Source organism: Pseudaminobacter soli (ex Zhang et al. 2022) (genome assembly GCF_014595955.1).
GTDB classification, from domain to species: Bacteria; Pseudomonadota; Alphaproteobacteria; order Rhizobiales; family Rhizobiaceae; genus Kumtagia; species Kumtagia pseudosoli.
The window spans coordinates 517,171-530,098 of sequence record NZ_JABVCF010000001.1 but is presented as its reverse complement, the minus strand read 5'-3'; the positions used below and the strand labels follow the sequence as shown (position 1 = coordinate 530,098).

Here is a 12,928-nt window from a genome sequence, read left to right as displayed (position 1 = left end):
ACCTTTACGCACCGAGTTGGGCGAGGGCAGTTCTTATCCTTTCGGCATTCGCAGCCAGAACCTCTGGCTTTTCCATCTGACCGGTGTGAGGCTTCAGCGCCACGCCATCGAAGCGCGGCAGTACGTGGAAATGCAGGTGGAAGACGACCTGGCCGCCAGCAGGCTCGTTGAACTGCTGTATCGTCACCCCGTCCGCCCCAAATGCCGGCACCACTGCCCTGGCCAACTTCTGCACCGTCTTCATTACGGCCGAAAGGCTCTCGGGCTCGACGTCCAGGATGGTGCGCGACGGCTTCTTCGGGATGACGAGGCAATGGCCTTCGCCGCGCGGCATGACGTCCATGAACGCGTAGGTGTCTTGGTCCTCATATAGCTTGTGGGACGGTATCTCGCCCCGGAGGATTTTGGCGAAGACGTTGTTGTCATCGTAGGCGAGTTTGGTCATGAGCATCTTCCCTATGATGCCCGACATATTCGGCGGCGAGCCGCCCGGGTCAACCCACGAGAGCGGCGAACCGCATGCAGTCGAACTATTTGTACCTTTTGATCGCCATCGGCTTCGAAGTGGCCGCGACAAGCGCGCTGAAGGAGACGCAAGGCTTCACACGGCTATGGCCGACCTTGGCATCCATGGGCTTGTATGTGCTTGCATTCTATTTCCTGTCGCTGCCCTTGCGCACGATGCCGGTCGGCGTTGTCTACGCAGTGTGGAGCGGCGCAGGAATTATCCTCATCACGGCCATCGGTTGGACCTTTTTCAAACAGGCTCTGGACCTGCCTGCGCTGCTGGGAATCGCACTGATCCTGGCAGGTGTGCTGGTGATCAACCTGTTTTCGAAGACGGTTGCACACTGAACCGGTCAGCCGGGAACAAAACCCTTTAACATAAGTTATGGGGCACCATGCGAAAGCCTGAGCCCATACCTCTTCGCCTTCTGATCCTGGCGCTGATCCTCGAGGAAATGATCAAGGCGCGCGAACAGTCGTTGCCTGTCCAGCGCGGCCGTGAGGAGCCGAGGCCCGTCCTGCATTGACGTTTTCATGACGGGTCGTGGTCGGGCATATCCTTTCTGAACGGCGTATGCTCCTCGAAATAGTCCGAGATGCGTCCCACCTCGAAGCGTTCCCGGCGGAGATAGTCGTCGACCGCGCGCCGCAGCCCCGCATGGGCGATATAGTGCGCCGAATGGGTGGTGACGGGCCGGTAGCCGCGCGCCAGCTTATGCTCGCCCTGCGCTCCGGCCTCGACCACCTGCAGGCCCCTCGCAATCGTGAAATCGATTGCCTGGTGATAGCAGACCTCGAAGTGCAGGAAGGGATGGTCCTCGATGCAGCCCCAGTTGCGCCCGTAGAGCCGGTCCGAGCCGATGAAGTTGATCGCTCCAGCTATGTAGCGGCCGTTTCGCTTGGCCATGACCAGCAGGATGTCGCTGGCCATCCGCTCTCCTATCAATGAGAAGAACTTCCGGTTGAGATAGGGCCGGCCCCATTTGCGGCCGCCCGTGTCCATGTAGAAGGCGAAGAAATCGTCCCAGGCGCTTTCGGTGATGTCGCTGCCGGTCAGCCAGTCGATGGTGATTCCGGCCGCCAGCGCTTCCTTGCGCTCCTTCTTCAGCGCCTTGCGCTTGCGGGACGCGAGGGTAGCCAGGAAATCGTCGTAGCTGCCGTAGCCTTCGTTGAAGAAGTGGAACTGCTGGTCGGTCCTGTGGAGATAGCCTGCTTGCGCGAGGGCGTGCAGGTCGTCGTCGCCGACGAAGGTGACGTGCGCCGACGAGACATTCATCCTCTCGGTGACTGCCCTAAGGCCCGCGGCGAGCGTCCCGCGAACCGCGGCGTCGTCACCTAGATCCCGGCGCACCAGCAAGCGGGGGCCGGTGACCGGGGTGAACGGCACCGAAACCTGCAGCTTGGGATAGTAATCGCCGCCCACCCGCTCGAAGGCATCCGCCCAGCCATGATCGAAGACGTATTCGCCCTGGCTGTGCGATTTCAGGTAACAGGGAATCGCGCCGAGGAGGTTGCCGTCACCGTCTTCCAGGCGCAGATGGGTGCCGCGCCAGCCGGTGCGGGCGGTAGCACAGCCGGACTCCTCAATGCTCAGCAGGAAATCGTAGGAAAGAAACGGGTTATAGGCGGATCCTAAACCGGCTCGGGAGGTTCCGACGAGGCTATCCCACGCCGCCCTGGTGAAATCCCGCATCGATCCGACCATGCGGATCGCCTGCGCCGTTTGTCCCGCCCCTGATCCCGTCTCGCCGCGCTCCGTCATCGCATTCATATGTGCACTGCGAAAGCGGCGCAGCAAGGGCAATCTCACGCAATGGCTTGCCCCTCTGGCTCGAAGCCTTCGAAAGTCATCTGGTCGGCATGGGCGAAAGTCCGCTCCATCATGGGATCATCGCGCACCGTCCATGTGATGACCGGCATGTCCAACTGCGCCCGGACGAAGCTGACGAACGGGTTCGGCAGATGGTCCACAGCGTAGGATACGAAGGAGAGATTGTTCGCGAGCATGGAGAAGTGGGCTTCGATCTGAGAGACGCTTTGGCCCTCGGCCGTAAGGCCGGCGGGCACGCCCGGCGCATGTCGCGAAAAATCGCGGATCAGCCAGTGGTCGAAGGACATGATCGCAGCCTTGCCCGAGTAGCTGCGGAGCAGGTCGCCGACCCTGGCGACCAGGCCTTCGTCGTGGCCTGGGGTGCCCTTCAGTTCGATGACGACCGGGACCCTCCCGGCGACGAAGCGCAGCGTCTCGGCAAGCGTCGGCGGATGGTCGTCGGTCCCGCCGACCTTCAGCGCCTTCATCTCGGCGGCGGTACGCTGCCAGACGGTGCCGTCCTGCCCGGTGAGGCGTCTCAGATGATGATCGTGGAAGACGATGGCGTCGCCGTCGCTTGTGAGGTGAACGTCACATTCGATCGCATAGCCGCGCTCGACTGCGCGGCCGAAGGCCGAGAGGGTGTTCTCCCAGACCTTCTGGTTGAGGTCGTGGAAGCCCCGGTGCGCGATCGGGCGCTTGCTGAGCCAGGATAGATGCGTCATGGCGGGAGTCAGCCTCAACCGACTTCGATGATGGCTTCGACCTCGACCGGCGCATTGAGCGGCAGGGAGGCCATGCCGACCGCCGATCGCGCATGCGTGCCTGCGTCTCCCAGAACTGCCACGAGAAGGTCGGAGGCGCCGTTGGCAACCAGGTGCTGCTCGACGAAATCCGGAGCCGAGGCGACGAAGACGGTGATCTTCACCACACGCTTGATGGCCTCGAGTGAGCCCAGCGCCGCCTTCGCCTGTGCCAGGATGTTGATCGCGCACTGCCTTGCCGCCTCGCTGCCACCTGCTACATCAAGATCTCTGCCCAGAAGGCCGGTGGCGATCAGCTTGCCTTCCCGCAGGGGCAGCTGGCCGGCGGTGAACAGCAGATTGCCGCTGCGCATGAAGGGAACGTAGTTGGCGGCTGGGGCTGCCGCCTGCGGAATTGTGATGCCGAGCTTCTCTAGCCGACCGTCGATTGTGTCGCTCATTTCCATTCCCTCTTTTCGCAGTTGCGAACTGCCTTCGGCCGAACCTGCAATTTTTGCCTGGATTCCGCCACGACTTTTTTGAGACAATACCGCCAACGCCCCTCCAATGCCTATCGGAGTTCCCCATGCGCGTGTCGCGGTCCATCATCTTCGCTCTTGTCGGCCTGCCGCTACTCGGGGCGGCGACCGCCTCTGAAGCCGTCCCGCTCATTGCCCACCGGGCGGTGTACGACCTGGCGCTGGACAAGGCGTCGGACCGCTCCGGCATCACCGGGCTGCGCGGCCGTATGGTTTACGAGTTCAACGGTTCTCCGTGCGAAGGGTACACGGTGAATTTCCGGTTCGTCACGCAGATCGATACCGGCGAGAGCTCGCGCATGAACGACCAGCAGACGACCACGTTCGAGGACGGCGAGGGGAAGACTTTCTCTTTCGTGACCAAGTCCTACACCGACCAGGCGCTGGAAAAGGAACTGAAGGGAACGGCTACGCGCGAGCCCGACAAGGTCAAGGTGGAGATCGAGAAGCCCGAGAAGAACAGCCTTGAACTGCGCCCCAGCCGCTTCCCCACCGAGCACCTCCGCGAACTGATCGACAAGGCGAACAAAGGCCAATCCTTCTACGAGACGGATATCTTCGATGGCTCGGAAAATGCTGACAAGGTGATGATGACGACAGTCGTCGTCGGCAAGAAGAGCTCCGCATCTCCGAGTGACCCGGAATTGCCGGCTCTGCACGAACTCGCCACGGACAAGTACTGGCCGGTAGACATTGCCTATTTCGACGACAGCAACGAAGGTGGCGAGGAGGTTCCCGAGTACCGGATCGCCTTCAAGCTGCACGAGAACGGACTGACGCGCGACCTCGTGATGGACTACGGCGATTTTTCCATGAAGGGCAAGCTGGTCGATCTCGCCGTCTTCGACAAGCCGGCTGCCTCCTGCAAGTAGGCGACCAGCCGAAACCGCCCGGGCTCGGCTGATCGGGTGGATGGGCGATAGTTGCTGGCGCTAGCGGGTCTCAGTCCACCCAGAGCCCGTGCTTCTTGTGCCAGTCGGCGATCGAGTCTTCGGGATAGAGCTCGAAGCTGACGTCACCGGGCCTGATGTCCGGTTCCACCCAGTTCGGCTTGTATTTCAGCATGATGTGGACTTGGCTCGGCGCCTTCGGCAGTTCCGAATCAATGGCCGAGGCGAAGGGGTGCACAAGCTCTGGCCAGGTGGGATCGTATAGCCAGAGCGCCGAGCCGCATTCCTTGCAGAACCGCCGCTCTCCGGTCGAGACCTCGCAAACCGGCCGCTCGTCATCCTGTATCTCGGCGCGGTAAAGCCCCAGATGGCTTTCGCCGTCGAACTTCAGGGTCGCCGATGTCGCGCCGAGATTGATCGCATACCCGCCGCCGCCCTGCTGTTTGCGGCAGATCGAGCAGTAGCACAGCATGAACGGAACCGGGGTGTGGCTCTCCACTTCGAACCGGACGGCGCGGCAACTGCAGGAGCCTTTGAGAAGAAGTGGCAAGGCTTGTCTCCAGTGTTGGCTGCTGACCCAGGTTCGCGCGCCGGTTCGCTGATGACAAGTCCCTGCGGCGGGGCCATGATCGCGCATGGATGACGAGCTTATCGCAGACATCTTCTCCGGCCTCGGACCGGTCACGACCTGCCGGATGTTCAGCGGAAAGGGCATCTATCACGATGGTTTGATCGTAGCGATCGTCCTGCGCGGCGAACTCATGCTCAAGGCGGACGCGATCAGCGCGCCCGAGTTCGCAGAGGCGGGCGCGCGGCAGTTCACCTATCCCCACAGGCGCAGCGGCAAGACGGTCGAGATGCCGTACTGGACCGTGCCCGAGAGCGCGTTGGACGATTCCGATGAACTGGCTCGCTGGACGCGAAAGGCCTATGAGGCGGCCTTGCGCTCGGCCGGACAGTCCGCCTAGCCGCAGTGACGGCGGATCTTGATCCGCTTCCAGCCGGCCTTCCCGAGCCGCGGCGGGCTAGGACGATTGCTGGGCTGGTCAACGCGGGCCGCCGCGATTGCAGTAAGCGACCTTGCAGAAGGCAGAGCGGCCATCCTATTTACGGGGGGACGATAGAAACCCCGATTCCGCCGGCCCGGCGGAGATTTCCGCCAGACAAGGGACTGACATGAAGGATCCGGTCGAAACCTACATGAACCTCGTGCCGATGGTGGTCGAGCAGACCAATCGCGGCGAGCGCGCCTACGACATCTTCTCGCGCCTGCTCAAGGAGCGCATCATCTTCATCACCGGTCCGGTCGAGGACGGCATGGCCACCCTCGTATGCGCCCAACTGCTGTTCCTCGAGGCCGAGAACCCGAAGAAGGAGATCTCCCTCTACATCAACTCGCCGGGCGGCGTGGTGACCTCCGGCATGGCGATCTACGACACCATGCAGTTCATCAAGCCGGCGGTGTCGACGCTGTGCATCGGTCAGGCGGCCTCGATGGGCTCGCTGCTGCTGACCGCCGGCCACCAGGACATGCGTTTCGCCACTCCGAACGCCCGGATTATGGTTCACCAGCCCTCTGGCGGCTTCCAGGGCCAGGCGTCCGACATCGAGCGCCATGCCCAGGACATCATCAAGCTGAAGCGACGCCTCAACGAGGTGTATGTGAAGCATACGGGCCGCGATTACGAGACGATCGAGCGGACGCTCGACCGCGACCACTTCATGACCTCCGAAGAGGCGCGCGAGTTCGGCCTGATCGACAAGGTGATCTCCACCCGCGAGGCCATTGAAAGCCCGCTCCAGGGATAATGTAGGGGTCGACCGGAACCCGCAGGACCCGAGATCATTTTCTCTCGGGCTTGCGGCAATTCGGACACATTTTGCTGTTCCCTCGGAGGTTGGTCCCTCCTACGTTAAGCCTATGTTGAGTTTCGACGGCTTAGCTTCGGGTGGGGTATCGGCGAAGCGCGGACTTGCATCCGGATTGACTGCGGATTGCTGCTGCGGCTTGCTGCTGGCATTGGGGCGTTCGCACCGCTATTACTAGAGGCCGCAGCCTGGCAGCTCAGCCGGGACGCGGTTCTGAAAGGACTTGAACGACATGAGCAAAGTCAATTCCGGCGGCGGCGATTCCAAGAACACGCTCTACTGCTCGTTCTGCGGAAAGAGCCAGCACGAGGTGCGCAAGCTCATCGCCGGCCCGACGGTCTTTATCTGCGACGAGTGCGTCGAGCTCTGCATGGACATCATCCGCGAGGAGAACAAGACCTCGATGGTGAAGTCCCGCGAGGGCGTTCCGACCCCGCAGGAGATCCTGAAGGTTCTTGACGACTATGTGATCGGCCAGCCGTACGCCAAGCGCGTGCTGTCGGTCGCCGTTCACAATCACTACAAGCGGCTCGCTCACGCGTCCAAGAACAACGACGTGGAACTGGCGAAGTCGAACATCCTGCTGATCGGTCCGACCGGCTGCGGCAAGACGCTGCTTGCCCAGACGCTCGCCCGCATCATTGACGTGCCGTTCACCATGGCCGACGCGACCACTCTCACCGAGGCGGGCTATGTCGGCGAGGATGTAGAGAACATCATCCTGAAGCTCCTTCAGTCGGCCGACTACAATGTCGAGCGCGCGCAGCGCGGCATCGTCTACATAGACGAGATCGACAAGATCAGCCGCAAGTCCGACAACCCCTCGATCACCCGCGACGTGTCGGGCGAGGGGGTGCAGCAGGCTCTCCTGAAGATCATGGAAGGCACGGTCGCATCCGTGCCGCCGCAGGGTGGCCGCAAGCATCCGCAGCAGGAGTTCCTGCAGGTGGATACGTCGAACATCCTGTTCATCTGCGGCGGCGCGTTCGCAGGGCTGGACAAGATCATCTCCGACCGCGGCCGCAAGACCTCGATCGGCTTCGGCGCCAACGTCGCTTCGCCGGAAGACCGCCGCACCGGCGACCTGTTCCGGCTTGTCGAGCCGGAAGACCTGCTGAAGTTCGGCCTGATCCCCGAGTTCGTCGGACGTCTGCCGGTGCTCGCCACGCTCGAGGACCTCGACGAGGCGGCGCTGATCCAGATCCTGACCGAGCCGAAGAACGCTCTGGTGAAGCAGTATCAGCGGCTGTTCGAGATGGAGAATGTCGAACTGACCTTCCACGAGAACGCCCTGTCGGCGATCGCCAGGCGCGCGATCGAGCGGAAGACCGGTGCTCGCGGCCTTCGCTCCATCATGGAGGCCATCCTGCTCGACACCATGTTCGAGTTGCCGGCCCTGGAAGGGGTGCAGGAGGTGGTCATCTCGGAAGAGGTCGTCACGGGCAGCGCGCGGCCGCTCTACATCTACTCCGAGCAGAAGGAAAAGAAGGGCGTCAGCGCCTGAGCGTGTGAACGCTGACCATCTTTTACGGCGCCTCCGGGCGCCGTTTTCATGTCTTAGCGGCTGAACGGGGCAGTCGCGTATTCATCGGAACCAGTGAATGGACAAGGCCTTCAGAAAACAATGCCTTGAGAACGGGGTGCAGTTCGGCGCCCGGGCGATCCTTTCCGGCCAGGTCGAATGCGAGCCGCCGGTGAACCTGGATGGCGAGATTTCCATGAAGGGAGTGGTGGGCGCCTACAGCTATGCGCGGCTGAACACGACGCTTTCTGGCGTCAGTTCGATCGGGCGCTATTGTTCGATCGCCGAAGGCGTAACGCTTGGGGGCGGCGAGCACCCGACCGACTGGCTGTCGACACATCCTTTCCAGTATGGCGCCGCCTCGGTGTCGACCCGCTGGTCCAAGAAGCGCGATCACGTCTATGCACTCCGTCCCAGGCAGCCTTCTCCGATCAAGGTCGGCCATGATGTCTGGATTGGAGCCAAGGCGGTTGTGCTGCGGGGCGTGACCATCGGGAATGGCGCGATCATCGGCGCAGGCGCAGTGGTCACAAAAGACGTCCCTCCCTATGCCATCGTCGCGGGCGTTCCCGCCAGAATACTGCGCTATCGTTTCGAACCTGAGCTCATCGAACGGATGAAGCGGGTGCGGTGGTGGAATTATACCGCCGACAGCCTTCTGGGGGTGCGGTTCAACAACCCGCACAAGGCCTTGGACGACGTGGAGCGCCTCGTCGCAAGGGGCGAGGCTGAGCCCATCCCGAAAAGGACGGTGCTCCTCACAAAGGGCGGCGGCCTCACGGTGCTGGACCGCGGAATATCCTGGTAGTGCGGCCGCCGCGGGCGAGCCCACGCCGGCCCGTCCGCATGTATCATTATGCCGAGGTGATGTGGCTGTGTCCGAAGAACATCGGATACTGGCAGAGCTCCCGCACCAGGCGGTGCGTGCCGCGCTCGAACACGAACATGCTCTCCCAATAGCCGGTCACGGCATAGTGCTCGCCGTCCGGCAGCAGCGTGATGCCACAGGGATAGCGTAGGCCCATGGTGCGCGTGTCGATCCGCTCGACGACAGCGCCGGTGGCTCCGTCGAAGATCATCAGGTGATGCGAACTCGGGTAGCTGGCGAGCACCTGATCGTGGCGCGAATCGTAGCGGATCGAGAGGCCGTGCCGCATCAAGGCGGTGGCGTGCCTGTCTCCCATCTTCGACAGCTTCCTTGTGCGGGCGTCGTATTTCAGGGTCGCCGCGCCGATGTAGTTCAGGCCCGGTTCGCTGGTCAGGTCGGCATCGTAGGCGGCAGCGTCGCCGCGAAGCTGGTTGGCTTGCTCCCGGTCGCTTCCATAGGTCGACTGGATCGCGAAGATCCGGTCGATGGCGCCGGCGGCCAGATGCCTGATCTCGGTGCGCCCTGTGGGTGTCTTGCGCTTGTCCACCAGTTTGCCGGTGGACAACTCGATAACGGTGATGGAAGCCTCGGCCACGGTGCGCGGAACCGTATGCTCACCTGTCTTAGGCGAGATCACGGAGCCGTAGTTCGCGGCGACGATGTACTTTCCGTCCTCGGTGAGGCGGATGTCGTGAGGGTCGACGCCGTGGGTCGAATAGCTCTCGCGGATCCTGAGGCTTTCAGGGTCGCGGATCGTGAGGCGGCCGAAAAGATGCTCGAGCTTGCCGTTTGCCTGCTGCTTCGGCGAACGCTCCGACACCACAAGGGTTTTGCCGCCGTCGAGATAGACGGCATGGCCGCCGCCCCGCCAACCCTCGCGGAAGGAGGGCGCGATTGCCGCCATTTCCAGGGTGTCGGGATCGAAGGAGCAATGCTCGCCGCCTTCGAAACCGCAGAGCACGCCGATCGAGCGATCCGGCGCGACCTCGACGTCGTGAGCATTCACGGGGAGCAGCGTCTGTCTGATCGATCCGTCCATGCCGACGCGCGTGATCATCCGCTTGATCGCGTCCTTGTCCTTGATGGCGCGGGTGAAACGGCGATTGGCGTCGAGCGGCTTGCCGTTGGCATAGGCATATTCCGGCATATAGCCGGGCACGTAGACCGCCACATGCTTCAACTTCGCAGGGTTTGTCTTACTCGTCTGCTTCGGCTGGGCTGACGCCGGGGAGGGGGCCGCTGCGGCCAGTCCAAGCAGTGCGCCTCCCGCCAGGAGGCTGCGGCGATCAACTTTCACGGCTAAGCTCCCCGGCCGCAGGCCAAGCTGCGCCGCATGCAAAAAGCTTCATTTACTTCAACTCTTAAGTGCCGCAATCCGCTCACAATCTTGCGGAATATCAGCCAGCGATCAAGTCGAAACAATCCTCCGATTTATGCCGGGGGTTCCGTGGCTTGCCCTTGATCTTTAGCCTTCGGGACGCCACCTAAGACGCAGATCGGGGCTCCCCTTCCGTGCTCGCAATCGCCGCACCATTCGGCAATAGGCGGAATGGGCAGTGCCCGTTACAATGGGATTCGCAGTTGGCTTACGCGGCTGCGAAAGAAAGGTTCAATGATGGCCAGATTACCCCGCATCCCCGACAATGGCAGCTACGCGGTTCTGCCGCTGCGCGACATCGTGGTTTTCCCCCACATGATCGTGCCGCTGTTCGTCGGGCGCGAGAAATCAATCAAGGCGCTGGAAGACGTCATGGGCGCGGAGAAGCAGATCCTGCTCGCGACCCAGATGAATGCCGCGGATGATGATCCGGACGCGGACGCGATCTACAAGGTCGGCACGCTTGCCAATGTGCTGCAGCTTTTGAAGCTTCCCGACGGAACCGTGAAGGTTTTGGTCGAAGGTACCGCGCGCGCGCAGATCGAGAGCTTCACCGAGCGCTCAGAGTTCCACGAGGCGCGGGCCAGCGTGCTTGCCGAACCGGTGGAAGAAGAGGTCGAACTCGAGGCGCTTGCGCGCTCCGTCGTCGCCGACTTCGAAAATTACGTGAAGCTGAACAAGAAGATCTCGCCCGAGGTGGTTGGTGCAGCCAGCCAGATCGACGATTTCTCCAAGCTCGCCGACACGGTTGCCTCGCATCTTGCGATCAAGATCCCCGAGAAGCAGGAGATGCTGGCGACGCTTTCCGTCAAGGATCGTCTCGAGAAGGCGATGGGCTTCATGGAGGCCGAGATCTCCGTCCTGCAGGTGGAGAAGCGCATCCGCTCGCGCGTCAAGCGCCAGATGGAGAAGACCCAGCGCGAGTACTACCTCAACGAGCAGATGAAGGCGATCCAGAAGGAACTCGGCGAGGGCGAGGACGGCCGCGACGAGGTCGCCGAGATCGAGGCGCGCATCAAGAAGACGAAGCTCTCCAAGGAGGCCCGCGAGAAGGCGGAGGCCGAGTTGAAGAAGCTGCGTTCGATGTCGCCGATGTCGGCGGAGTCGACGGTGGTGCGCAACTATCTCGACTGGCTGCTGTCGATCCCGTGGGGCAAGAACTCCAAGGTAAAGCAGGATCTGAGCTTCGCGCAGGAAGTGCTCGATGCCGATCACTTCGGCCTCGACAAGGTCAAGGACCGCATCGTCGAGTACCTCGCCGTCCAGAGCCGTCAGAAGAAGCTGAAGGGCCCGATCCTGTGCCTCGTCGGACCGCCCGGCGTCGGCAAGACCTCGCTTGGCAAGTCGATCGCCAAGGCGACCGGCCGCGAGTTCGTGCGCATGGCGCTCGGCGGCGTCCGCGACGAGGCCGAGATCCGTGGCCACCGCCGCACCTATATCGGCTCGATGCCCGGCAAGGTCATCCAGTCGATGAAGAAGGCGAAGAAGTCCAACCCGCTCTTCCTGCTCGACGAAATCGACAAGATGGGCCAGGACTTCCGCGGCGATCCCTCTTCGGCCCTTCTGGAGGTGCTCGATCCGGAGCAGAACGCGTCCTTCATGGACCATTACCTCGAGGTCGAATACGACCTGTCGAGCGTGATGTTCGTGACGACTGCGAACACGCTGAACATCCCTGCGCCGCTCATGGACCGCATGGAGATCATCCGTATCGCCGGCTACACGGAGGACGAGAAGGTCGAGATCGCAAAGCGGCACCTGATGCCCAAGGTGGTGCGTGACCACGCGCTGCAGCCGAAGGAGTTCTCTGTCTCCGAGGATGCGATTCGCGCGATCATCCAGACCTATACGCGGGAAGCAGGCGTCCGTAGCCTCGAGCGCGAGCTGATGAAGCTCGGGCGCAAGGCGGTGACCGAGATCATCAAGACCAAGAAGAAGTCTGTGAGGGTCACGCCCAAGAACCTGTCCGACTACCTCGGCGTGCCGCGCTTCCGCTTCGGCTCGGCTGAGACGGACGATCAGGTCGGTGTGGTCACGGGCTTGGCCTGGACCGAGGTCGGCGGCGAACTGCTGACGATCGAAGGCGTCATGATGCCCGGCAAGGGCAAGATGACGGTCACCGGCAACCTGAAGGACGTGATGAAGGAGTCGATCTCGGCCGCGGCATCCTATGTCCGCTCCCGGGCCATCGATTTCGGCATCGAGCCGCCGCTCTTCGATAAGCGCGACATCCACGTGCACGTGCCCGAGGGTGCCACGCCGAAGGACGGGCCGTCCGCCGGCATCGCCATGGCCACCGCCATCGTGTCGGTGCTGACGGGCATCCCGGTCCGGGCCGACATCGCCATGACGGGTGAGGTCACCTTGCGCGGCCGCGTCCTGCCGATCGGCGGGCTCAAGGAGAAGCTGCTTGCGGCGCTCAGGGGCGGCATCAAGAAGGTGCTGATCCCGGAAGAGAACGCCAAGGATTTGGCCGACATCCCGGACAACGTGAAGAGCGGGCTCGAGATCGTCCCGGTCAGCCGGGTGGGTGAAGTCCTGCAGCATGCGCTGGTCAGGATGCCGGAGCCGATCCAGTGGTCGGAGGCGGCAACCCCGGTTCCGGCCGAGGCCGTGGACGATGCCGGAAAGGCACTTGCCCATTAATTCGGGGGTTTAAGCCTCACTATCTGTAAGCCGGGCCTTGCGCCCGGCTTTTTCATGTGGGAAACGGCGGAACTCCGGGGTTTTTGCCGGCTGAGGGCGGCGATCCCGCGTGAGGGAAGTTAGAGTTCCAAAGAGTCCGTGTCCGGCCGCTTTGTT

The 12,928-nt window shown here is 62.5% G+C and carries 14 protein-coding genes; 8 read left to right on the top strand and 6 right to left on the bottom strand.

Going from position 1 to position 12,928, the window contains the following annotated elements; all coding sequences use genetic code 11:
* Positions 1-4: 4 nt before the first annotated feature.
* Complete coding sequence (locus tag HUI96_RS02540) at positions 5-445, bottom strand: HIT family protein (protein WP_188253027.1); 441 nt, start codon at positions 443-445, stop codon at positions 5-7.
* 74 nt (positions 446-519) lie between these two features.
* On the opposite strand from HUI96_RS02540, the gene HUI96_RS02535 reads away from it, so the two are divergent.
* Positions 520-855: a DMT family transporter gene (locus HUI96_RS02535; protein ID WP_188253026.1), complete on the top strand. Its 336-nt coding sequence runs from the start codon at positions 520-522 to the stop codon at positions 853-855.
* A gap of 47 nt (positions 856-902) precedes the next feature.
* On the top strand, positions 903-1,034 hold the full coding sequence (locus tag HUI96_RS29805) for a hypothetical protein (RefSeq protein ID WP_273032307.1): 132 nt from the start codon (positions 903-905) through the stop codon (positions 1,032-1,034).
* Between the two features lie 5 nt (positions 1,035-1,039).
* On the opposite strand, the gene HUI96_RS02530 is transcribed toward HUI96_RS29805, so the two are convergent.
* Genes HUI96_RS02530 through HUI96_RS02520 form a run of 3 tightly spaced genes read right to left on the bottom strand, consistent with a single transcriptional unit; the run spans position 1,040 to position 3,521 of the window.
* Positions 1,040-2,269, bottom strand: coding sequence for a GNAT family N-acetyltransferase (locus tag HUI96_RS02530; protein WP_188253202.1), 1,230 nt, complete (start codon positions 2,267-2,269; stop codon positions 1,040-1,042).
* 44 nt (positions 2,270-2,313) lie between these two features.
* The gene (locus tag HUI96_RS02525; RefSeq protein WP_188253025.1) at positions 2,314-3,042 is read right to left on the bottom strand and encodes a glycerophosphodiester phosphodiesterase; all 729 of its coding nucleotides are present in this window, start codon (positions 3,040-3,042) and stop codon (positions 2,314-2,316) included.
* Between the two features lie 14 nt (positions 3,043-3,056).
* Entirely contained in the window at positions 3,057-3,521 is a 465-nt protein-coding gene (locus tag HUI96_RS02520) for a RidA family protein (RefSeq protein WP_188253024.1), read from the bottom strand.
* Between the two features lie 125 nt (positions 3,522-3,646).
* Between HUI96_RS02520 and HUI96_RS02515 the strand changes: the two genes are divergently transcribed.
* Complete coding sequence (locus HUI96_RS02515) at positions 3,647-4,471, top strand: cell envelope integrity EipB family protein (protein ID WP_188253023.1); 825 nt, start codon at positions 3,647-3,649, stop codon at positions 4,469-4,471.
* A gap of 70 nt (positions 4,472-4,541) precedes the next feature.
* Here the strand turns inward: HUI96_RS02515 and HUI96_RS02510 are convergent, their stop codons facing one another.
* The gene (locus HUI96_RS02510; protein WP_188253022.1) at positions 4,542-5,039 is read right to left on the bottom strand and encodes a GFA family protein; all 498 of its coding nucleotides are present in this window, start codon (positions 5,037-5,039) and stop codon (positions 4,542-4,544) included.
* Positions 5,040-5,124: 85 nt separating this feature from the next.
* Between HUI96_RS02510 and HUI96_RS02505 the strand changes: the two genes are divergently transcribed.
* The 4 genes from HUI96_RS02505 to HUI96_RS02490 all read left to right on the top strand — a co-directional run bounded on the left by HUI96_RS02505 (position 5,125) and on the right by HUI96_RS02490 (position 8,688).
* Positions 5,125-5,457 carry a TfoX/Sxy family protein gene (locus HUI96_RS02505; RefSeq protein WP_188253021.1) on the top strand — a complete coding sequence of 111 codons (333 nt, stop codon included), beginning with the start codon at positions 5,125-5,127 and terminating at the stop codon, positions 5,455-5,457.
* Positions 5,458-5,665: 208 nt separating this feature from the next.
* On the top strand, positions 5,666-6,298 hold the full coding sequence (locus HUI96_RS02500) for an ATP-dependent Clp protease proteolytic subunit (protein ID WP_188253020.1): 633 nt from the start codon (positions 5,666-5,668) through the stop codon (positions 6,296-6,298).
* Between the two features lie 292 nt (positions 6,299-6,590).
* Positions 6,591-7,862: an ATP-dependent Clp protease ATP-binding subunit ClpX gene (clpX, locus tag HUI96_RS02495; protein ID WP_188253019.1), complete on the top strand. Its 1,272-nt coding sequence runs from the start codon at positions 6,591-6,593 to the stop codon at positions 7,860-7,862.
* A gap of 97 nt (positions 7,863-7,959) precedes the next feature.
* Positions 7,960-8,688, top strand: a complete 729-nt coding sequence (locus HUI96_RS02490) for a CatB-related O-acetyltransferase (RefSeq protein ID WP_188253018.1) — start codon at positions 7,960-7,962, stop codon at positions 8,686-8,688.
* A gap of 46 nt (positions 8,689-8,734) precedes the next feature.
* Here the strand turns inward: HUI96_RS02490 and HUI96_RS02485 are convergent, their stop codons facing one another.
* Complete coding sequence (locus HUI96_RS02485; RefSeq protein WP_188253017.1) at positions 8,735-10,045, bottom strand: DUF1513 domain-containing protein; 1,311 nt, start codon at positions 10,043-10,045, stop codon at positions 8,735-8,737.
* 318 nt (positions 10,046-10,363) lie between these two features.
* Here HUI96_RS02485 and lon point away from each other — a divergent pair, with 318 nt between their 5' ends.
* A complete protein-coding gene (gene lon, locus HUI96_RS02480) occupies positions 10,364-12,772 on the top strand; it encodes an endopeptidase La (protein WP_188253201.1) in 2,409 nt (802 codons plus the stop codon).
* Positions 12,773-12,928: the final 156 nt, after the last annotated feature.